Here is a 21,662-nt window from a genome sequence, read left to right on the forward strand (position 1 = left end):
TTTCCCGCAGGAAGCGACCCTCTCCGGGCCAATCCCCGATGCTCATTCTCCGCCGGCGCGTACTCTGCTCGCCGGCCCGGACTATGCGGCAGGTAACGTAATGAACCAAACCAGCACGGTCGCCCCCGAAGGTCTCTGGACCGCGGCGCTCGAGCGGCTCGAACCGCGCTACAACAAGCCGGTGTTCGAAATGTGGTTGAAGCCGATGCGCCTGGTCGCACTGACCCCTTCGGAGATCGTGCTGGCGGTTCAGACGACGTTCGCCCGCGATTGGGTCGAGAACCGGCTCAAGTCCGACATCACCGCCGTCCTGCACGAGCTGCTCGGCGGCGAGATCGCGCTGCGCGTCGTCGTCGATCCCGGCGGCGAGCCGAACATCGCGGCCGCCGCGGCGCCGGCGGCGGCCAAGCCGGCGCCGGCCGAGGATCTGCGGGTCGGCCACCTCAACGCGCGCTATACCTTCGACGACTTCGTCATCGGAAACTCGAACCGGTTCGCGCACGCCGCGGCCCAAGCGGTCGCCGACGCGCCCGCGATGGCGTACAACCCGCTCTTCCTGTACGGCGGCGTCGGGCTGGGAAAGACGCATCTGATGCATGCGATCGGGCACCGCGTCCTCGAACGCAATCCCAACGCGAACATCGTCTACGTCTCCAGCGAAAAGTTCACCAACGAATTCATCATCGCGATCAAGAACAATCAAACGGTCGAGTTCCGCAACCGGTACCGCCACGTCGACGTGCTGCTGATCGACGACATCCAGTTCCTCGAAGGCAAAGAGCAGACCCAAGAGGAGTTCTTTCACACGTTCAACTCGCTGCACGAAGCGCAGAAGCAGCTGGTGATCTCGAGCGATCGTCCGCCCAAAGAGATCCAGACGCTGGAGAACCGCCTGCGCTCGCGGTTCGAGTGGGGACTGCTCACCGATATCCAGCCGCCCGATTTCGAGACGCGCGAGGCGATTCTGCGCAAGAAGGCCGAAACCGAGAAGGTCCCGGTGCCCGACGAGGTGCTCGCCTTCATCGCCAAGGTGATCCCGTCGAACATCCGGGAACTCGAGGGCTCGCTGATCCGCGTCGTCGCGTTCGCATCGCTCACGAAGTCGCCGATCACGGTCGATCTCGCCGGCGAAGTCCTCAAGAACGCCGTCGCGCAGGCCCCGATGCACCGGGTGACGATTCCGCTCATCAAGGAGCGCGTCGCGAAGAACTACGCGATCTCGATCAAGGAGATGGAGGCGCAGCGGCGCGATCAGCGCGTGACGCTGCCGCGCCAGATCGCGATGTACATCGCCTGGCAGCTCACCGGCGCATCGCTGCCGCAGATCGCGCGCGAGTTCGGCAAGAAGGATCACACCACCGCGATGTACGCGCGCGACAAGATCGCCGACATGATGGAAGCCGACGAAGCGTTCCGCAACAAAGTGCGTTCGCTCGTCGCGCAGATTCAAAGCGAGTAGGATACGGACACCATATCGGGCACGGGCCGCGCATCGTCTGATGGGCGGCCTCTTGACGTCAGGCGGCGGCCGCGCAGATGACGTCACGGAGGCCATCCACGTTGTCCATCCCCGGCGAGGGCACAGGGCACGCTCGGCACCGTGGAAAAACGGGATGCGCGCGCATCCGGGGGATGGCGTGGAGGGAGCCTGTCTCCCGTCCACAACCAGAATCAGGCGCAATGCCGCGGGCAGCGCGGGATACGGCGGTTCTCCCCGCTGTGCACCGCCTTACTGCTAGTACGACGATCTTCTTTATACTAAAGACCGGAGCACGACCGGTGTTCGGAACGGTGGATCAGTGAAGTTCACGTGTAGCACGAAAGACATCGCGTCGGCGGTCGGCGCGGCCAGCAAGGTCGTCAACGCCCACACGACGGTGCCGATTCTCTCCAACGTGCTGCTCAGCGCAGACGAGGGGAACATTCGCGTGCGCGCCACCGATCTTGAGCTCACGCTCGAGCAGTCATTCCCGGCCGAGATCGCCGAGGCCGGTGCGGTCACCGTGCCGGCGCGGCTCTTCAGCGGCTATCTCGGCAATCTGCCGGCTGGGCTGCTCGAACTCACCGGCTCGCCGTCGCGGGCATCGGTGAAAGCCGAGCGGTCGAACTACGATTTTCACGCGCTCCCCGCCGACGAGTATCCGCCGCTCCCGACCGCGCAGAAGGGGCAGTCGTTCGCAATCCCGGCGAAGCGCTTCCGTGAAGGCGTCGCCGCGACGATCTTCGCCGCGTCGAACGAAGAGGCGCGGGGCGCCGTCCTGATGGGGACGCTGCTGGAACTCGACGGCGACACGATCACGATGGTCGCGACCGACGGCTACCGGCTCGCCCGCTGGACCTCGACGCTCGAACGCGGAATCGAGGGGACCGCGAAGTTCATCGTGCCGTCCCGCGCGCTCAACGAGGCTGCGCGCAATCTCGGAACCGCCGAACTCGTCGAGGTCACCGCGCTCGGCGCGCAGGCGAACCAGCTCCAGTTCACCGCCGGAACGACGTCGATCGTGGTGCGGCTCGTCGACGGACAGTATCCGAACTACGGACAGGTGATCCCGGCGAAGTTCGACCGCCGCGTCGTCGTCAACACGCAAGGGCTGATTGGGGGCCTGCGCCGCGCTGAACTCGTCGCCGGCGACCGCGCGTCGATGGTCAAGCTCGAGGTCGCCAACCAGACGCTGATGATCACAGCGAAGTCGGACGTCACCGGCAACGCGTACGAAGAGCTCGAAGTCGAGCAGACCGGCGAAGATCTCGCGATCGCGTTCAACGCACGGTATCTGGTCGAGATCCTCAACCACGTCGACTCGCCGCAAACGGTGCTCGAGTTTCTCGGTCCGCTCTCGCCGGCCGCGATTCGGCCGCTCGAGACCGGTGACGGCGGCGAGCAGCTCTACGTGCTGATGCCGTTGCGGCAGTAGCCGCGGCGAGCGTTGCGTCTCGAACGCGTTCGGCTCGCGGACTTTCGCAACTACGTCACCCTCGACGTCGCTCCGGAACCGGGATTGAACGTCTTCGTCGGCCCCAACGCGCAGGGAAAATCGAATCTGCTCGAAGCGCTCGCGATGCTGGCGACCGGCAAATCGTTTCGTGCGCATCGTGAGAGCGAACTGATCCGTGCGGACTGCGAGCGCGCAGAGATCGCCGGCGACGCGCGGATCAGCGCCGGCGCGATCCGGCTGCGCTGCAGCATCGCGCGCACGCCGGCCGGGATGCGCAAGGCGTTCGAGGTGAACGGAGGCGCGGTCGGGTTCGCGCGCTTTCTCGGGCGCACGCGCGTCGTCACCTTCGTGCCGGCGGACCTGCAGCTCGTCTCCGGCGGCCCGGCGCTGCGGCGCACGCTCCTCAACGGCGCGCTCGCCCAGCTCTCGCCGACGTATTATCGCGACCTCGCACTCTATCAGAAGATCGTGCAGCAGAAATCGGCGCTGCTGCACGGCGCGATCGCGCCCGATCGCGATCTGCTGCTGGCCTACAACGACGAGCTCGTGCGGCCCGCAGCCGCGCTGATCGCCGCCCGGCGCGCGTTCGTCGACGAGATCGCGGCGGCGACGGTCGAGATCTACGCGCGCTGGCGCGGCGCGGACGAGCGGCTCGGCGTCACCTACGCCCCGAATCCCGACGGCGACGTCGGCGAGGCGCTGGCGGCCGCCGTCGAGAGCGAATTGCGGCGGCGCACGACGCTGGTGGGGCCGCATCGCGACGATATCCGGCTGCTCGTCGATGGGAAAGCCCTGTCGGCGTTCGGTTCGCAGGGACAGCAGCGCACGGCGGTGCTCGCGCTCAAGGTCGCCGAATACGAGGTGATGCGCACGCGCACCGGCGACGCCCCGATCCTGCTGCTCGACGACGTGCTCAGCGAACTCGACGCCGAGCGCGCCAGCGGGTTCCTCGGCGCGGTCGGCGGCTACGAGCAGGCGTTCCTGACGGCGACGGACCTGCCGCAGGCGATCGGTCCGGCCGCGGTGTGGGCGATCCGCGCCGCCGCGGTGACGCGATGCTGAAGCTCGGGACGGTCCTCGACGGCTGGCGCCCGAAGCCGGCTCCGGGCTCCGACCCGCTGGTCGCCGCGCGGGCGGTCTGGGCGGACCTCGTCGGCGCCGACGTCGCGCGCGCGGCGCAGCCGGTCGCGATCGAACGCGACGCGCTGGTCGTGCTCACCGCGTCCTCGGCGTGGTCGCACCAGCTCGCCTTCCTCGAACCGGAGATCGTCAGCGGCCTGCGCGCGCTCCCCGAGACGCGCACGATCGTCCGCCTGCGGTTCCGCGTCGGCAAGCTGCGCCGCCCCGGCGCGGGCGGCGGTGCGGGCGGCCCGCGCCGCGGCGCGACGGCGGTCCCGGCCGAGCCGCCGGCCAAGACGCTCGACGACGCACTGGCGCGTCTGCGGCGTTCCGTCGAGCGGGGGCGTGCGGCGCACCGCGCGCGCGGCGGACGCTTCTGCGCGCTCTGCAAGGCGCCGATCGACGGCGGGGCGATGTGCACGCCGTGCCGCGACGACGACGAGCGGCGGCGCCGATTCGCCTGCGAGCGGCTCCTCTTCGAGGCGCCCTGGCTCGGCCCGGAGGCGGTGCTGGCGTTGGTCGAGGGATTGAGCCCGGAGCAGTACGACGCGATCCGCCGGCGGCTGCTGCGATCGTGGTGGGACGAGCTGTGGCGCGCGAACAAGCTCCACAAGCTGCGCCAGCCGGTCGACCGCGCACGGCTGCGCAAGCTCGCCAGCTCGTTCGTCCTGCTCGAGACGAAGATCGATCCGAACCGGCTCGAGATGGACTCGGCGGTGCGGAAGAACGCACTGGGCGACCTCTACGACTTCATCCGCGAGATCGAGCGGCGACCGGACGAACGCGGCGGTGCGGCGGAGCGTGCGGTCAGGTAAGATCGGCCGTCGCGTCGAACGTCAATACTAAAGATGAGCGACGACTATACCGGCGAGCAGATCGAGGTCCTCAAAGGCCTCGAGGCTGTTCGCAAGCGCCCCGGGATGTACATCGGCAACACCGCCGAGCGGGGCCTTCACCAACTCGTGTACGAAGCGGTCGACAACGCGGTCGACGAAGCGCTGGCCGGCTACGCCAAGAACATCCGGGTCGTTCTATTCAAAGACGGCGCGGTGTCGGTCGAGGACGACGGCCGCGGGATCCCGGTCGACCTGCACGCCGACGAGGGGCTCCCGGCGGTCGAGGTCGTGATGACGATCCTGCACGCCGGCGGCAAGTTCGGCAAGGGCGGCTACAAGGTCTCGGGCGGCCTGCACGGCGTCGGGATCTCGGTCGTCAACGCGCTTTCCGAGCAGATGATCACCCGCGTCAAGCGCGACGGCTGGCAGTATGAGATCCGCTTCGAGCGCGGCGTCACCAGCCAGAAGCTCAAACGGCTCGGCCGCGCCGAGGGCTCCGGGACCTCGCAGTGGTTCAAGCCCGACCCGCAGATGTTCGAGACGCTCGACTTCTCGTGGAAGATCCTCGAGAATCGGCTGCGCGAGCTGGCGTTCCTCAACCGCGGCCTCTCGATCACGCTGCGCGACGAACGCCCGGATGAGCCCCGGGAGAAGAACTATCTCTACGAGGGCGGGATCATCTCGTTCGTCGAGTGGCTCAACGACAACAAAGACGCGCTCACGCCGGTGATCTCGACCAACGGCGAGCGCGAAGACGTCGTCGTGGAATGCGCGTTCCAGTGGACCGACGGCTACAACGAAGTCGTCTACTCGTACGCGAACAACATCAACACGATCGAAGGCGGGATGCACCTCACCGGTTTCCGCACGGCGATCTCCGGCAAGGTCAACGAGTACGCGAAGAAACGCGGCATGCTCAAGGAGGCGGACGGCAACCTCTCCACCGACGACTGCATGGAAGGGCTCACCGCGATCGTCTCGGTGAAGCTGCAGGAGCCGCAGTTCGAGGGCCAGACGAAAACGAAGCTCGGCAACGCGAAGATGCGTCCGATCGTGTACGGCCTCGTCACCGAACGCCTCGAATTCTTCATGGAGGAGAATCCGAAGCACGCGCGCGCGATCGTCGAGAAATGCATGCAGGCCGCGCGCGCGCGCGAGGCGGCGAAGAAAGCGCGCGACCTCACGCGCCGCAAGAACGTCCTCGAAGGGAGCGGTCTGCCGGGGAAGCTCGTCGACTGCAAGACGACCGATCCGTCGCGGTCCGAGCTGTTTCTGGTCGAAGGCGATTCGGCCGGCGGGACGGCGAAGGGCGGCCGCAATCCGGAGAATCAAGCGATCCTTCCGCTGCGCGGGAAGATCCTCAACGTCGAGAAGGCGCGGCTCGACAAGATGCTCTCGAACGAAGAGATCCGCACCATGATCACGGCGCTGGGGACCGGGTTCGGCGAAGAGTTCAACGCCGACAAGCTGCGCTATCACAAGATCATCATCATGACCGACGCGGACGTCGATGGTTCGCACATCCGCACGCTGCTGCTCACGTTCTTCTACCGCCAGATGCGCCAGCTCGTCGAACGCGGCTACGTGTACATCGCGCAGCCGCCGCTGTACGGCGCGAAAAAGGGCAAGCGTCAGGAGTGGGCCTACACCGAGACCGAGCTGCAGGCGGTGTTCAACGGCAGCGATCCCAAAGAGTGGACGGTGCAGCAGTTCAAGGGTCTGGGCGAGATGGACGCCGAGCAGTTGGCCGACACGACGATGGATCCGGAGAAGCGCCGGCTCAAGCAGGTCACGCTCGAAGAAGCCTCCGAGGATGCGGAGCGAATGTTCACCACGCTGATGGGCGACAAGGTCGAGCCGCGCAAACTCTTCATCCAAGAGCACGCTCGCAACGTCCGCAACCTCGATCTGTAGCCGATCGCGCGAAATCTGAGCGCCGGCTGGGAATCGCCCCGGCCGGCGTTTGCGTTGATGGGACGATGGCCGGCCGCAGAGCGCGCTTCGAGGAGTTCACCGTGATGCCGCGCGCATGCTGGGCCCGTTCGGGCGGACGGCGAGGGGACTTCCGCCTCCCCGCGGCGACGTTTGCGACCATGCTCCCTCGGGGACGTAGGAAGCGGTGTTTGGCCTGAGAGCGTCGCGTCGGGCGGTGATCGTCACCGCGATCGTAGCGACGTTCGTGCTGACGCTCGTCCTCGCGCGTCACGCGATCGTCCGCACCGTGCTCGAAGCCGCGCTCTCCGGCGCGACCGGCTACGACGTGCGCTTCGACGATCAGCGGCTCGGCTGGTCGCACGTCGCGTTTCTCGGCGTGCACGTCGTGAAGAACGGCGACCCGATCCTGGATGCCGAGCGCGTCGACGTGGAGTACGCGCTGCGCGACATCTTTCCGGGCGGAGCGCACCGCTACGGCTTCGCGGCGATCGCGATCCAGAAACCGGTGCTGACGATCACCCGTCACGCCGACGGTTCGATCACGTTCACCCGCCCGGGCGGGACGTCGGCGGCGCCGCCGGCGGCGACGAAGCAGGCCGCGACGCCGCTGTTTTTCACGCTGCGCATCCGCGACGGCGTCCTGCGGCTGATCGACACGGCGCCGCTGCAGCCCGATCTCGCCAACCAGACGGTCGACAACGTCGCGGTCGACGCGTCGGTGAAGTCCGACGCGCGCACCACCGCTCGGCTCGACGGCGTGCTGCTGGGACGGCGCACGCAAGGCGGCGCGGTCGCGCGCTACCCGCTCGGCGTGCGCACGGTGATCGACGTGCAGCGCGGGATCGCGCTCACCCGTCTGCAGGCGCGCCGGCTCCCGCTGCGCGGAGCGCTGGGGTTCTTCATCCATTCCAAGGCCGTGCGGTTCGACGACGGCGTCCTCGACAACATCGCGGCGACGTACTACGGTCTGGTCTCCAAAGCCGGCGGCGACTTCGACTACCGCGCCGGAGGCGGGTTCCAACTGCTCGGCGGACGGATCGCCGTCGGCGCGCTAGCGAAGCCGATCCGCGACCTCGACGGCACCTTCGTGCTCGCCGACACGACCCTCGCGACGGCGGCGCTCAACGGGACGGCGGCGGGCGTCCCGCTGCACGGCCGCGGCGCGCTCTACGATCTCTTCGGGGTACCGCGGTTTCGGATCGCGCTCGCCGCCGACGCCGACGCGCGCGCGCTCAAGACGCTCTTCGCGTTCTCCGCGAACCGTCCGGTTACCGGAACGGCGCACCTCGAGACGCTGCTCGCCGCGCAGCTCGCCGATCCGCTGATCCGCACCTGGATCCGCGGCAGCCGCGTCGCGTACGACCGCTACCCCGTCGACGCGCTCGACGGTCTGGTCGACTACTACCACGGCGCGGTGACGATCGCCGGCGTGCACGCACGTTACGGGCGCGCGCTGGTCGACGTCGGCGGACACATCGACTTCACCGATCGCGGCAACGACTTCGGATTCGTGCTGAGCGCGCACGGCGCCGGCGCCGATCTCCCGTACGCCGACGCCTTCGCTCCCGACGCGACGATCGACGCGACGGCGCTGATCGAGGAACCGCCGAAGGCCGGCTTCGACGCGCGCGGGACGATCCTGGCGAGCGGCGCGACCAGCGGGACGGGGACGTTCGCGGTCGACCAGTACGGCGTCGGCGAGTTCGGCCCGTTCTCGTTCTCGCGCGCCGACGGCACCTCGCTGGCCGGCGCCTTCGAACTCCAGCGCCCGATCTCGGCGAGCGCGGGCTGGCTGCACCTGCGCGACTTCCGCATCGCCGAGGTCCGCCGGGCGGCGGCGCTGCCCGGCGTGCGCGTCCCGCAGCTGCCGCCGCTCGCCGGGATCGTCGACGGCGACCTCGCCGTCGGCGGGACGCCGTCGACGTTCGGGCTGGCGGGTACGGTGCGCGGCCGGGGCCTGCGCGTCGCAGGATACCCGATCGGCGCCGGCAGCGTCAGCGTTGGGGGCACCTTCGACGACGTCCGCCTGACCTCGGTCGCGGTCGACGGACCGCTCGGGCGATTCCGCGGCCGCGGCGCGTACGGTACAAACCTCTTAGCGCTTGACGGCGACTACGACGGCAGCCTCGCGCAGCTGCGGACGTTCGTCGACGATCCGACGGCGGTCGGCGGCGTGCACGGTCCGGTGCGCGCGACGATCGGGCCGAAGCGCGTCGTGATCCAGACGACCGGCGCCCAGCTCGCCGGGGCGCGGGTCCGCGGCGTCGCGGTCGAACGCGTCAGCGGGACGATCGCCCTCGACGGCAAGCAGCTTCGCGTCGTCGCCGCCGACGGCGCGCTCGGCGGCGGCCACGCCGTCGCGGCCGATCTGGGCGGACCGTTCCTGGTCTCGGCGCCCGACGTCCCGGTCGGCGCCCTGCGCGGCGCGGGGATCCCGCTCGAGAGCGGCACCCTGGGGATGCTCGGCGTCGCCGACCTGCGCGGCACCAGCCCGCGCTTCGACGGCGTCGTCACCGTGAGCGACGGCAGCGCGGCGGGGTATCCGGTCAGCGGCGGGGCCGATCTGTCGCTCGCCGGATCGACGGTGACGCTGCGCGACGGTGTCGCCGGGCTGGGGACGACGTTCGGCAGCTTCGCCGGAACCGTCGCCGAGATCGGGCGCGCGAACCGCTACGATCTGAACGCGTCGATTCCGATCGGCGACGTCGAACAAGTGCGCACCGCGCTGCACCTTCCGCTGCGCACGCTGTACGGCAGCTTCGCCGCCGACTTGCGGGTGCGCGGCGCCGGTGCCGCGCCGGCGCTGAGCGGCAACGTCGCCGTTCCGGAAGGCTCGTACAACGGGCTCGACTTTCGCGACGCGCGCGCCGGCGTCGCGCTCGACCGCTCGTCGGTTGCCGCGCACGACGGCGTGGTGACGGTCGGCTCGACGCGCGCGAACGTCGATGCGTCGGCGGCGATCGCGCAGCGCGCGTTCGCGGTCAACGTGCACAGCGCCGACGCGAACCTGGCCGACTTCGACGACTACTTCGACGAAGCCGAGACGCTTGCGGGCCGCGGCCCGGTCGCGTTCGCGTTCGCGAACGACGGCCTGACGACGCGCACGAGCGGACGGTTCGACGTGCGCGATTTCCGCTATCGCCGCTTCGCGTTCGGCACCACCGACGCGACCTGGTCGCAGCCGCACGGAGCGCCGATCGCCGGGGCGGTGAACGTGCAGGGCGAGCACGGAACGCTGCACGCGAACGGCACGATCGCCCCGGCGCCCGGCGATCCGATCGCCGCCTTCGCGCACGCACGCTACGGCGCGCGCGTGCAGACGACGCGCGTCGACCTGGCGACGTGGCTCCCGCCGTTCGGGATCACCGCGCCCCTGCTCGGCCAGGTCGACGCGCGCGGAACCGTCGCCGGGCGCTGGCCGCGGCTCACGATCGCCGGCGACGCGACGCTGCAGCACGGTTCGGTCTACGGCTATGCGGTGCGCAGCGGAACGCTGCACGCGCGCAGCGACGGCGGGCGGCTCGCTTTCACGAACAGCGTGCTCGATCTGGGATTCGCGCGCTTCGACGTCAACGGATCGCTCGGCTACGACGCGCGCGCGCCGCTCGCGCTCTCGGTGCACGCGCAAACGCCCGACCTCGCGCGCACGCTGGTGACGATGCTGCCGAAGGGCCCGCGTTACGATATCGCCGGCGCTGTGCAGTCGGACGCGCGCATCACCGGAACGTTCGCGCATCCGCGCGCGACGGTCGGCTTCGACGTGACGCAGGGGCGCTACGGAAGTCTCGCGATCGCGCGCATCCTCGGCAGCGCGGCGTACGACGGCACGACGCTCACCGTCAACGACGCCGAAGCGACGTTCGCGAAAGGGAGCGTGCTCGTCGCCGGCGCGCTGCCGCTGCGGTTGGAGCCGCTCGGCCTGCGTCCGGGCGCGCCGCTCTCGTTCCAGCTCGCGGCGAACGGTCTCGACCTCGCGCCGTTCGCGCCGTTCGTCCCCGGCCCGCACACGAAGCTCGGCGGAACGCTCGACGGGCGGGTTGCGATCGAAGGAACGCCGCGCGCGCCGCGCATTGCGGGCAACGCCGCGCTGACCAACGGCAGTTACGTCTCCGACTTCGACCGCGCCGGAATCGCCGCTGCGAACGCGCGGTTCACGTTCAACGGCAACAGCGTCGCGCTCGACGCGCTGCACGCGAAACTCGGCGCAGGGACGCTCGACGGAAGCGGTTCGCTCGACCTGCCGTTCCCCGGCGCGCACACCAGCGGCTATTCGATCGCGCTCGTCGCGCACGGCGCGCGGGTCGACTCGCCGGAGTTCGGCCGCGGGACGATCGACGGGACGATGACGCTCGCGCGCGGGCCGACGATCGCGATCCTGTCCGGCGATCTCACGCTCTCCAACGCATCGATCCCGTTCGCGACGATCTTCCGCACCGCCGCCGGCGGCAACGGCAACGGCGCGGCGAACGGCCCGGTGCCGTTCGATCTCGGCTTCAACCTGCGCGCGAACGCCGGGCGCAACGTGCGCGTGCAGTCGTCGATCGTCGACGTCGGTGCGAAAGGGACGCTCGATCTGACGGGAACGCTGCGCACGCCGCGGCTGGCGGGCGTCCTCACCGCGACGCCGGGCGGCGTCTTCTCGACCTACAACCGCGCGTTCCGCGTCCAACAGGCAGTGGTGCGCTTCGATCCCGCGCAAGGCGTCGTGCCGTATCTCGATCTGCGCGCGTACGCGCACGTCACCAACCCCGACCCCGATCCGACGCGCAACGCGGTCGGCAGCGCCGACATCACCGTCACCGTGCAAGGCCCTGCCGACGAGCTCGCGCAGGGCGGCGCGATCTCGTTCAGTTCCAATCCGCCGTACTCGCAAGAGCAGATCGTCGGCCTGCTCCTCGACGCTTCGCTCTTCGGCGCGGTCAACTTCGGCCAGCAGTCCAACGGCACGACGCTGCGCGGCGCTCCGGGCGAATCGAACGTCCTGCTCCCGCCCGGCGTCACGCCGTATCAGAGCGGCACGATCAACTTCAACCAGGAAGCGTTTTCGATCCTCAACGGACAGTTCACGCAGCGCTTCCTCGCGCCGATCGAACGCGTCTTCATCGGCGCGCTCAACCTCAGCGATCTCGAAGTGACCGTCGACTACGGCGGCGGCGTCGGCTACAACGCGCTCAAGCAGATCGGACACCGCGATGTCTACGCCAGCTTTGGACAGACGCTCTCGAACCCGCTGCGCACGACGCTCGGCTTCACCGCGCGTCCCGACGCGGCGACCTCCGCGAGCTTCAGTTACTTCACCGAGAACGGAAACCCGGCGATCGCGACGAGCGCGAACGGAAACACGTCGTTCAACAACGTGCGCCGTCTCAACGGGCTCCAGCCGCTGAACGGACGGCAAGGGTTCACCTTCTTGGTCGTGCGCAAGTTCCGGTAAAACGCCGCCTGCGCGCGTCGCGCGGCGAAGGCCCTGGTGGCGGCGTGTCGTACCCAAGGGCCGGGGAACGCGCTCGTCCCTACCCGCGTTAAGCCCACATGAGTGCCCGGCGGTCGCTTACGGCGCCCGGGCCAAACTCACTCGTTAGAAAGACGTCCTCCGCTTGATCGAACGGCTCCGCCGCACGTCGCGCCTGGTGCTCGCCGTGCTCGCGTTTCTGGCCCTGGTGATGCCCCCGGCGCAATCCGCAACCTCGGCGCCCACGGTCGTCGCCGTCTCGGTGACGGGGAACGCGCACATCCCCACCGACCGCATCCTGGCGGTGATCACGACCAAGGTCGGCGACCCGTTCGACCCCGCCAAAGTGCAGGCCGATCTGCGCGCGATCGCCGATCTCGGCTTCTTCGCCGATCAGGCCCCGCCGATCATCAAGCAGCGTCCCGACGGCGTCGCGGTGACCTATCGCGTCATCGAGAACCCCGTCGTCACGTCGATCCGCTTCGCCGGCAACAAGAGCGTCTCGGCCGACACGCTGCTCGCGCTCATGGACACCGCGCCGGGACAGGTCTTCAATATCAAGACCTACCAGCAAGACGTCCTCAAGATCAATTCGTACTACGACAAGGTCGGCTTCGGCGGCCAGCTCCCCTCGCACGTCACCGACGTCAACATCGGCGCCGACGGCGTCCTCACGCTGACGATCCAAGAGGGGCTCACGGTCAAGAACATCATCATCACGCCGCCGCCCGACGCCGACCCCGTCCTGCCGCCGACGCTCATCACCGCGGCCCTAGTCACCAAGCCCGGCAGCCCGTACTCCGAGTCGCAGCGCGATAAGGACTACGACGCGCTCAAAACGCTCTACGAGAAGTACGATCTGAAGATCGGCGACGTGGAAGCCGGCGTCGATCCCGCGACGATCGATCAGAAAGCCGGGACCGCCGACGTTCGGTACACGATCCAGGTGCTGCGCGTCGGCGCCGTCGAGATCACCGGCAACACCTACACCCACGACGACGTGATCCGGCGCGAACTGCGCCTGCGCCCGGGGATGCTGGTGACCGACTCCGGCCTGCGCCGCGACTACGACCGGCTCAACAACCTGGGCTTCTTCGAGAAGATCGACTTCCAGGCCAAGCCCGGACCCGATCCCAAGCGCCAGGGCCTCGTCACGATCAACTGGCAGGTCAAAGAGCAGCGCACCGGGACCGCGACCGTCGGCGCCGGCTACTCCGGCGGCCTGACCGGAACCGGGCTCACCGGGACGCTCTCGTACCAGCAGAACAACATCAACGGGACCGGCAACGGTGGCTCGGTGCGGCTCGAGCGCGGCTCGCGCGTCTCCGACGCCCAGCTCTCGGTGACGATCCCCTATGTCGGCAAGACCGAGAAATCGCAGCGCTACAGCCTCGGCGCGACGGTCTTCACCCAGCAGCAGACGAACTTCTACCCGGTCTACCTGGGTTGCGTGGGCAGCGGCGGCGCGCAAGGCGGGATCGGCGCGCCGACGACGACCCCCGGCTTCGGCGCGACGCCGTCGGCGTCGATCGCCCCGTGCCCCGCGACCGGCGCGCTCCCCGTCGCGCTGATCCCGCCCGACGCGAACAACCCGAACCTCGTCAGCGGGATCGTCTCGACGTACAAGTCGCGTTCGACCGGGCTCTCGACGACCATCGGCCGCCGGCTCACCGACGTCTACAAAGTCTCCGCCGGGGTCAACCTCCAGACGGTCGCGGCGTCGGCCGACGTCCCGTCGGGCTACTTCTTCCGCGGCGACAACAACGTGCTCTCGACGAATTGCCCGCTCGGGACCAGCGTGAGCCTGCTGGGATCGTCGACGAACTGCGGCAACTCGCTCTCGAGCGCGTACGGGATCACCGCGCCGTCGATCGCGCAGATCAACTCGAACCAGAACTACAAACTTCGCAGCTTCGTCTTCGGGGTCGGCGCCGACTCGCGGGACGACGTCTTCAACCCGCGCCGCGGCGTGAACGCCAGCATCAGCGACGAGATCAGCGGCAAGGGGATCGGTTCCGACTTCAACTACTCGCTGGTCACCCTCGACGGCGCGAAGTTTTTCCCCGTCCTGAAGAACGCGACGCTGGGCGTCCACGGTTTGGTCGGCGCCTCGACCGGTGCGATCCCGACGAACAAGCTGTTCATCTTCTCCGACCAGGAACTGCGCGGGTATGCCGACCCTGCGTACGGAACAGAGAAACTGCTCGGACAGGTCGAGCTGCGGATCCCGCTCACGCAGGATCGCAAGTTCTCCATCGTCACGTTCGCGGAGACCGGCGCGACCCGGATTCGAGGCGGCGTCTCGAACAACGGTACGCAAACGTTCGACCTCAACAAGTACACGTTCCGCGGTGACGTAGGAGTCGGTCTGCGATTCGACGTGCCGCAGCTCGGGCTGCACACCCTTCGCCTGGATTTCGCGAAGGGGAGTCAGGGCACGCACACCTCGTTCGGAATTGGACAGAGCTTCTAACACGATAATGGACCATCTCTCAGCGCGCGGCCGCGTCGCCGCGCTGGCGTTCGCGCTCGCAGCCTTCATGCTCGGCACGCCGGCGATCGGCGCGACCGACATCACGGACATCGGGGCGATCGATCAGGCGGCGATCGCCGCGCTCCCGCAATTCCAAGCCGCGAACAAATCGCTCTACGACTACGGCCAGCAGCTGCAGCGGCAGTTCACGGCGCAGGCGCGTCACGCGTCGCAGCAGCAGCAGCAGCAGCTCGGGCGCCAATTCCAGCAGAAACTCGCCGACCGTCAGCGCGCCGTGATGGGACCGCTGCTCCAGCGCGCGCAGGTCGCGATCGCGTCGGTCGCGTCGTCGAAGAATCTCTCGGTCGTCGTCGACCGGCGCATCGTCGTGTTCGGCGGTCAGGATATCACCGGAAGCGTGCGCGACCTGCTCTCCGGCGTCGGCGATCCGGTGCCGCCGGTCTCGACCCCGCCGCCGTCGAAGGTCGGTTTCGTCGATCAGCAGGCGATCGACGCGCTTCCGAAAGTGAAGGCGGCGCAGGACGAGTTCCTCAAGTTCAAGTCCGATCAGGACAAGACCGCCGGCGAGAAGCTCAAGGGCGCGAAGACCGACGCCGATCGCGACGCGATCCTCAAGGACTACCGCAAGGCGCTCGACGACAAGCAGAGTGCGACGCTCAAGCCGATGATCGATCAGACCCGCAGCGCGATCGCGGACGTCGCGAAGAGCAAAGGGCTCGTGCTCGTCGTCGATCGCGGCAACATCGTCTTCGGCGGCCTCGACATCACCAGCGACGTCACCGCGAAGCTGAAATGACCCGCGCGCACCGCCGCATCGTAAGCGCCGCCGCCGCTGCGTTTGCCGCGACGGTGCTGGCGTCGTGCGGTCGCGGCGGGAACGCCGTGCAGCCGCCGCCGCCGGGTGCGGGGACGGTTGGCTACGTGCACATGGACGAGCTGGTGAAGAAGCACCCGCTCTACGATCAGCTCGCGCGGTACGATCGCAGCATCGAAGCGTTCGACCTCACCGCGACCGCGCCGGCCGTCGTCGCCGCCAACCCGCAGGTGCGCGCCCGCGAAGCGCAGCTCGAAGCCCAGCTCAAAGCCGCGGCCGACCGCACCACCAAACTGCTGAGCGAGAAGCAGAAGCAGTATCAGGCGCAGGAGTCGCAGGCGATCGCCGCTGCGCTGCGCGGCGCCGGGCCGGGCGGCGCGAGCGCGTCGCAGATCGCCGGCAGCGTGAACGCCTCGGCGGCGGAGCAGCAGTCGGGCGTCGCGGCGCAGGCGCAGCGCGATCTCACCACCTACCGCTCGACGCTGCAGAAGCAGGATCAGGCGCAGATCGCCGCGGCGCAGAAGGCGCTCTCGCAGCGCGCCGACCGCACCTACCGGGCGAAGCTCGACGAACTGCAGGCGAAGGAGTCGGCGCTCTCGCTGAAGCTCGCCAACGAGGATGCCGCCGAGCGGCTCGCGCTGCGCACGAAGCTCTCCTCGCTCGCGCTCGACGACGCCGCGCGCGACGACGTGCAGAAACAGCTCACCGCGCTCGACCGCAAAGAGGCCGACGCGCTCGCGGCGCAGCGCAACCGCGACCAGCAGACGCTGGCCGCGTTCCAGACCGAACTGCACGCGCAGACCCAAGCCGATCTCGACCGGCGCGTCGGTGCGATCCAGAAGCAGTCGCTCGGGGCGCTCGCGCAGCGGCAGTCCACCTTGATGCATCAGGTGCAGTCGATCGGCGGACCGGTCGTGCAGGTCACGACGGTCGGCGGGAAGCCGCAGCAGCAGATCAACCCGAACCTCCCGCCCGAACTCCGCACCCGCATTCAGCAGCTCCACGACGACTATCAGAAGCGTTTCCAGACCGACGCCAAGGCGACGATCGCGGACTTCAACAAGACGCGCGACGACCTCCAGCGGCGCTACGCCGAACTGCACGGCCTCGACGCCTCGGCGCGCCAAGGCGCGCAAGCGCAGATCGTCGAGCTGCGCAAGAAACGCGACGATCTCTATGGGGAGATCACCGCGCAGATCGATCGCGAAGTCAAACTGATCGCGCAGCAGCGCGGCATCGCCGTCGTCCTGGGCGACGTCGTCGCGCCGGCGAACGCGGTCGATCTCACCCCCGACGCCCTCAAAGACATCGAAAGCCTGCACGAATAGACCGTATGAAGCGCATCATTCTCCTCGCGTCGCTGCTCGCTTCGCTCGCCGCGTGTTCGAATGCCCCCAAGAGCCAGATTGGGCTCATCGACGAGGAACGCATCAAGGCCAACTGGCCAAAGTTCCTCAACTACCAGAACCAGCTCTCGAACGACGCGCAGACGATCGAACGTTCGGGGAAGCCGGACAAGGTGAAGCAGCAGCTGCGCGCCGCGCTGCAGGATCGCTTCGCGCGCGATCAGATCGAGCTCTCCAACGACGTCGGCGCGGCGGCGAGTCAGATCGCGCAGGAGAAGCACCTCAGCTACGTCTTCACGCGGCAGTACGTCGGCTACGGCGGCGTCGACATCACCCCCGACGTCGAGAAGCTGCTGAAGATCGAAGAGAAGGCGACCCCCGCGCCGTGAGCGCGCCGCCGGCGGCGCCTGGGCTGGGGACGCTCGGCGAACTGGCGCAGCGCACCGGCGGCCGCGTCGTCGGCGATCCCGGCGTGACGATCGAACGGATCACCGCCGTCGACGACGCCGACGCGACGACGCTGACGTTCGCCGTCGACGAACGCTATCTGCGCAGCGCGCTCGAGTCGAAAGCCGCCGCCGTTCTGGCCGACGAGGCGCTGGTAGCGGCCGGCGAGACCTATCGCAAACCGATCCTCGCGGTCCCCTCCGCGCGGATCGCGCTCGCGTCGCTGCTTGCGGCGCTCGAGCCGGCGCGTCCCGCCGGCCCGTTCGTCCATCCCGCCGCCGCCGTCGATCCGTCGGCGGTCATCGGCGAAGACGTCTGGATCGGGCCGCTCGTCGCGGTCGGCGCCCGCACCCGGATCGGCGACCGGACGGTGCTCAACGCTGGCGTGGTGATCGGCGCCGACGCGAGGGTCGGGGCCGACGCGCTGTTCCAGCCGCGCGCGTACCTCGCCGACCGCTGCGTCGCCGGCGACCGCGTCGTCCTGCAGGCCGGAGCGGTGATCGGCAGCGACGGGTTCGGCTGGGCGTTCCTCGACGGGCGGCTGATCAAGATCCCGCAGATCGGGATTGTCACCCTCGGCGACGACGTCGAAATCGGCGCGAACACTTGCATCGACCGCGCGCAGACCGGCGTGACCTCGGTCGGGAACGGGACGAAGATCGACAACCTCTGCCAGATCGGCCACAACTGCCGGATCGGCGAGCACACCGCGATCGCGGCGTTTGCCGGGATGGCCGGGACGACCGTGATCGGCGATTACGTGCGGGTCGCGGGCTCGGCGCTCTTCAAGGGCCACATCACGATCGGCAACCGGGTGACGATCGCGGGCGCCGCGCACATCTGGGGCGACGTCCCCGACGGCGCTTTCGTCGGCGGCCGCCCGGCGCAGAACCATCGCGACGAAATCCGCCTTCAGGCGTACCTGCGGAAGCTCCCCAAGCTCTACGCCCGAGTCGACGCGCTCGAGAAGCACGGCACGTGAAGCGGGCGGCGGCTCCGCCGTGCCGAAGCGGTCGTCCCTAGGTGCAGTATCAGACGACGTTACGCGACGCGATCGCTTTTGAAGGGGCGGGGCTCCACACCGGGGTGACGGCCCGCGTGCGCGTCCTGCCGGCCCCCGCCGGCCACGGGCTGCGATTCCGCCTCGACGACAGCGTCGAGTTTCCCGCGCGCGCCGACTACGTGCTCGACACCGTTCGCGCCACGGTCGTCGGGGTGGGGGCGCACCGCGTCTCGACGGTCGAGCATCTGCTCTCGGCGCTGCTCGGCTGCGGGGTCGACAACGCACTCATCGACGTCCACGGCGGCGAGATCCCGGTCGAGGACGGCAGCGCGAAAGCGTTCGCCGACGCGATCGACGCGGTCGGGATCGCGACCCTGCACGAGGCGCGGGTGCGCTGGATCCCCGCCGAGACGCGGGTCTTCCGCGACGGCGACAAGATGCTGATCGTCGCGCCGGCCTCGAGCTTCCGGGTGCGGATGATGGTGGACTATCCGCCGCCGATCGGCGCGCAGTACGTCGACGTCGAGATCACGCCCGAGGCGTATCGCGCCGAGGTGGCGCCGAACCGCACGTTCGGCTACCAGCACGAGGTGGAAGGGCTGCTCAAGCGCGGGCTCGCGCAGGGCGGGACGCTCGAGAACGCGGTCGTGTTCGGGCCCGACGGGCCGCTCGCGCCGCTGCGCAGCGAATCGGAGCCGGCGCGCCACAAGATCCTCGATCTGGTCGGCGATTTCGCGCTGCTCGGCGCGTATCCGCAATGCGAGGTCATCGCGATCAAGAGCGGCCACAAGCTTCACTGCACCGCCGTGCGCGAACTGCGGCACGATTTGGGCGAATCGGCCGCGGTGACCGCCACATCCTGACCGAGGGACCACCCGACGTGCCGACACTCGACGTGCGCGAGATCATGAAGATCCTCCCGCATCGCTATCCGCTGCTCTTGATCGACCGCATCACCGAACTCCAGCCGTTCGCGTTCGCGCGCGGCTACAAGAACGTCACCGCGAACGAACCGATGCTGCAGGGCCACTTTCCGGGCAACCCGCTGTTCCCCGGCGTCTACATGATCGAGGCGCTCGCGCAGCTCGGCGGCACGACGATTCTCGAACCCGGCGACATGGCGCGCAAGGTGCCGTACCTCGCCGCGGTCGACAAGGCGAAGTTCAAACGGCCGGTCGTCCCGGGCGACCGGCTCGACATGGAAGCGCGCGTCACGAAGACGAAATTGAACATCGGCTGGGTCAGCGCCGAAGCGAAGGTCGACGGCAAGGTCGTCGTCAGCGCGGAGCTGACGTTTTCGATCACGATCGATCCGTCGGCGTTCGCCAACGACGCGACCGTGCTGCACCTGTGATCCATCCGACCGCGATCGTCCATCCGAACGCGACCATCGCGAAGTCGGTGGAGGTCGGCCCCTACTGCATCGTCGGGGAACACGTGACGATCGATTCCGGGGCGAAGCTGCTCGCGCACGTCGTCGTCAACGGGCGCACGTCGATCGGCGCCGACACGGTGATCTATCCGTTCACCTCGATCGGCGCGCCGTCACAGGATCGCAAAGCCGCCGACGACGAGGTCTCGTACACGAAGATCGGCGCGCGCACCACGATCCGCGAATACGTCTCGATCCATCGCGGGACCGGCGACCAGACCGTCACCGCGGTCGGCGACGACTCGCTCCTGCTTGCCTACGTGCACGTCGCGCACAACTGCCGGATCGGCAACCACGTCACGATGTCGAATCTCGCGCAGCTCGCCGGCGGCGTCGTCGTCGAAGACTACGCGGGGATCGGCGGGATGGCCGGGATCCATCAGGGCGTGCGCGTCGGCCGCCACGCGTTCGTCGGCGGCTACACGAAGATCGGCCAGGACGTTCCGCCGTTTCTGCTCGTCGACGGGAACCCGCCGCAGGCGTACGGGCTCAACACCGTCGGCTTGCGCCGTCACGGGATCGCCGCCGAAGCGCGCGCCGAATTGAAGGAAGCGTACAAGACGATCTACCGCTCGGAGCGCAACCTCTCGCAGGCGATCGCGGCGCTGCGCGAGCAGGTGAAGACGCCCGAAGGCCGTGCCCTGCTCGCGTTCCTCGAGGGCCCGTCGGAACGCGGGATCCTCAAGTAGGGCGGGCGGCGATGCGCGCGTTCTTCAGCACCGGTGAGGCGTCGGGCGAACTGCTCGCCGCCGATCTGCTCGGTGCTCTGCGCCGGCGCGTCGCCGTGAAAGCCGAAGGGATCGGCGACGACCGGCTCGCCGCCGCCGGCGTGCACATCGTGCAGCGCACGCGCGGCTGGGCGACGCTGGGAATCGTCGAAGCGTTGCGCAATATCCCGCGCTTGGGGCTCGCGTCGATCCGCCTCGCGCTGCACGTGCGAACGACGGCCCCGGATTTCGTCGTGCTGATCGACTTCGGCGCGTTCAACGTGCGCTTCGCGTGGCTGCTGCGCCGCTTCGGCTTCCGCAATCCGATCGTGTACTACGCGCCGCCGGCGGCGTGGCTCGACAATCCGGTTCGCGCGCGGCAGGTCGCGGCGCTCTGCGATCCGCTCACGATCTTTCGCCATCAAGCGGAGTTCTATCGTTCGCTGCACCTGCCGATCGGCTACGTCGGCCATCCGCTCGTCTCGACGATCGAAGCGCGCCCGCCACGCCCGCCGGCGGCGGCCGGCGGCGGGACGATCGCACTGCTCCCCGGGAGCCGCGCCGGCGAGATCGAGCGCCACACGCCGCGGCTGCTCGACGCGCTCGCGCGCGTACGCGAGGTTCGCCCCGGCGTGCAGGCGGTGATCGTCGCCGCGAACGACGACGCGCAGCGGCACATCGAACACCTGCTGGCATTCCGCTCGCCGCTCCCGGTGACGCTGGCGCGCGACACCCGCGCGGTGCTGCGCGACGCCGACGCCGCGGCGATCGCGTCCGGCACCGCGGTGCTCGAGGCGGCGCTGATCGAGACGCCCGCCGTCGCGCTGTACGTCCTGGGTGAAGCGCAGGCGAAGATCGCACGCCGCATCTATCGCGGCCGGTTCATCACCATTCCGAACCTCGTCCTCGACGAGCCGGTCGTCCCCGAACTCGTGCAGGAGGCGGCCACGCCGGCGGCGCTCGCCGACGCGCTGCTCGCGCTGCTCGACGCGCCGCAGGCGCAGCGCGACGGATATGCGCGCGCGCGCGCCGCGCTCGGCCCGCACGATGCGCTGCAGCGCAACGCCGATTGGGTGCTGGCGACCGTCGCGGAGCATCGCGTGCCGGCGGCCCGCGCGCTCGCGGCGGGAACGTTCTGAAC

The 21,662-nt window shown here is 69.0% G+C and carries 15 protein-coding genes; all 15 read left to right on the plus strand.

Going from position 1 to position 21,662, the window contains the following annotated elements:
* Positions 1-100 precede the first annotated feature (100 nt).
* Positions 101-1,459, plus strand: coding sequence for a chromosomal replication initiator protein DnaA (gene dnaA / locus WPS_RS00005; RefSeq protein WP_405054977.1), 1,359 nt, complete (start codon positions 101-103; stop codon positions 1,457-1,459).
* A 340-nt stretch (positions 1,460-1,799) separates the two neighbouring features.
* Entirely contained in the window at positions 1,800-2,915 is a 1,116-nt protein-coding gene (gene dnaN / locus WPS_RS00010; RefSeq protein WP_317995818.1) for a DNA polymerase III subunit beta, read from the plus strand.
* A 12-nt stretch (positions 2,916-2,927) separates the two neighbouring features.
* The gene (gene recF, locus WPS_RS00015; RefSeq protein ID WP_317995819.1) at positions 2,928-3,998 is read left to right on the plus strand and encodes a DNA replication/repair protein RecF; all 1,071 of its coding nucleotides are present in this window, start codon (positions 2,928-2,930) and stop codon (positions 3,996-3,998) included.
* A complete protein-coding gene (locus tag WPS_RS00020; protein ID WP_317995820.1) occupies positions 3,992-4,870 on the plus strand; it encodes a DUF721 domain-containing protein in 879 nt (292 codons plus the stop codon). Before recF ends, WPS_RS00020 begins: the two co-directional genes overlap by 7 nt.
* 33 nt (positions 4,871-4,903) lie before the next feature.
* Positions 4,904-6,805, plus strand: coding sequence for a DNA topoisomerase (ATP-hydrolyzing) subunit B (gene gyrB / locus WPS_RS00025; protein ID WP_317995821.1), 1,902 nt, complete (start codon positions 4,904-4,906; stop codon positions 6,803-6,805).
* Between the two features lie 235 nt (positions 6,806-7,040).
* Entirely contained in the window at positions 7,041-12,260 is a 5,220-nt protein-coding gene (locus WPS_RS00030; protein WP_317995822.1) for a translocation/assembly module TamB domain-containing protein, read from the plus strand.
* A 163-nt stretch (positions 12,261-12,423) separates the two neighbouring features.
* The gene (locus WPS_RS00035; RefSeq protein ID WP_317995823.1) at positions 12,424-14,751 is read left to right on the plus strand and encodes a BamA/OMP85 family outer membrane protein; all 2,328 of its coding nucleotides are present in this window, start codon (positions 12,424-12,426) and stop codon (positions 14,749-14,751) included.
* A gap of 7 nt (positions 14,752-14,758) precedes the next feature.
* Complete coding sequence (locus tag WPS_RS00040; protein ID WP_317995824.1) at positions 14,759-15,568, plus strand: OmpH family outer membrane protein; 810 nt, start codon at positions 14,759-14,761, stop codon at positions 15,566-15,568.
* A complete protein-coding gene (locus WPS_RS00045; protein ID WP_317995825.1) occupies positions 15,565-16,914 on the plus strand; it encodes an OmpH family outer membrane protein in 1,350 nt (449 codons plus the stop codon). The genes WPS_RS00040 and WPS_RS00045 overlap by 4 nt, the downstream gene beginning before the upstream one ends.
* A 5-nt stretch (positions 16,915-16,919) precedes the next feature.
* Positions 16,920-17,321, plus strand: a complete 402-nt coding sequence (locus WPS_RS00050; RefSeq protein ID WP_317995826.1) for a lipoprotein — start codon at positions 16,920-16,922, stop codon at positions 17,319-17,321.
* Positions 17,318-18,361, plus strand: coding sequence for a UDP-3-O-(3-hydroxymyristoyl)glucosamine N-acyltransferase (gene lpxD, locus WPS_RS00055; RefSeq protein WP_317995827.1), 1,044 nt, complete (start codon positions 17,318-17,320; stop codon positions 18,359-18,361). The genes WPS_RS00050 and lpxD overlap by 4 nt, the downstream gene beginning before the upstream one ends.
* A 41-nt stretch (positions 18,362-18,402) precedes the next feature.
* Positions 18,403-19,245, plus strand: coding sequence for a UDP-3-O-acyl-N-acetylglucosamine deacetylase (gene lpxC, locus WPS_RS00060; RefSeq protein WP_317995828.1), 843 nt, complete (start codon positions 18,403-18,405; stop codon positions 19,243-19,245).
* A gap of 17 nt (positions 19,246-19,262) precedes the next feature.
* A complete protein-coding gene (fabZ, locus tag WPS_RS00065; RefSeq protein ID WP_317995829.1) occupies positions 19,263-19,736 on the plus strand; it encodes a 3-hydroxyacyl-ACP dehydratase FabZ in 474 nt (157 codons plus the stop codon).
* Positions 19,733-20,503: an acyl-ACP--UDP-N-acetylglucosamine O-acyltransferase gene (gene lpxA / locus WPS_RS00070; RefSeq protein ID WP_317995830.1), complete on the plus strand. Its 771-nt coding sequence runs from the start codon at positions 19,733-19,735 to the stop codon at positions 20,501-20,503. Before fabZ ends, lpxA begins: the two co-directional genes overlap by 4 nt.
* Positions 20,504-20,514: 11 nt before the next feature.
* Positions 20,515-21,660: a lipid-A-disaccharide synthase gene (locus WPS_RS00075; RefSeq protein ID WP_317995831.1), complete on the plus strand. Its 1,146-nt coding sequence runs from the start codon at positions 20,515-20,517 to the stop codon at positions 21,658-21,660.
* The last annotated feature ends 2 nt before the right edge of the window (positions 21,661-21,662 follow it).

This window comes from Vulcanimicrobium alpinum (genome assembly GCF_027923555.1).
GTDB lineage: Bacteria > Vulcanimicrobiota > Vulcanimicrobiia > Vulcanimicrobiales > Vulcanimicrobiaceae > Vulcanimicrobium > Vulcanimicrobium alpinum.

Excerpts from the sequence above, each read along its gene's own strand:
- dnaA (WP_405054977.1), top strand. The coding sequence starts at position 101 with ATGAACCAAACCAGCACGGTCGCCCCCGAAGGTCTCTGGACCGCGGCG.
- WPS_RS00020 (WP_317995820.1), top strand. The coding sequence starts at position 3,992 with ATGCTGAAGCTCGGGACGGTCCTCGACGGCTGGCGCCCGAAGCCGGCT.
- gyrB (WP_317995821.1), top strand. The coding sequence starts at position 4,904 with ATGAGCGACGACTATACCGGCGAGCAGATCGAGGTCCTCAAAGGCCTC.
- WPS_RS00040 (WP_317995824.1), top strand. The coding sequence starts at position 14,759 with ATGGACCATCTCTCAGCGCGCGGCCGCGTCGCCGCGCTGGCGTTCGCG.
- WPS_RS00045 (WP_317995825.1), top strand. The coding sequence starts at position 15,565 with ATGACCCGCGCGCACCGCCGCATCGTAAGCGCCGCCGCCGCTGCGTTT.
- WPS_RS00050 (WP_317995826.1), top strand. The coding sequence starts at position 16,920 with ATGAAGCGCATCATTCTCCTCGCGTCGCTGCTCGCTTCGCTCGCCGCG.
- WPS_RS00075 (WP_317995831.1), top strand. The coding sequence starts at position 20,515 with ATGCGCGCGTTCTTCAGCACCGGTGAGGCGTCGGGCGAACTGCTCGCC.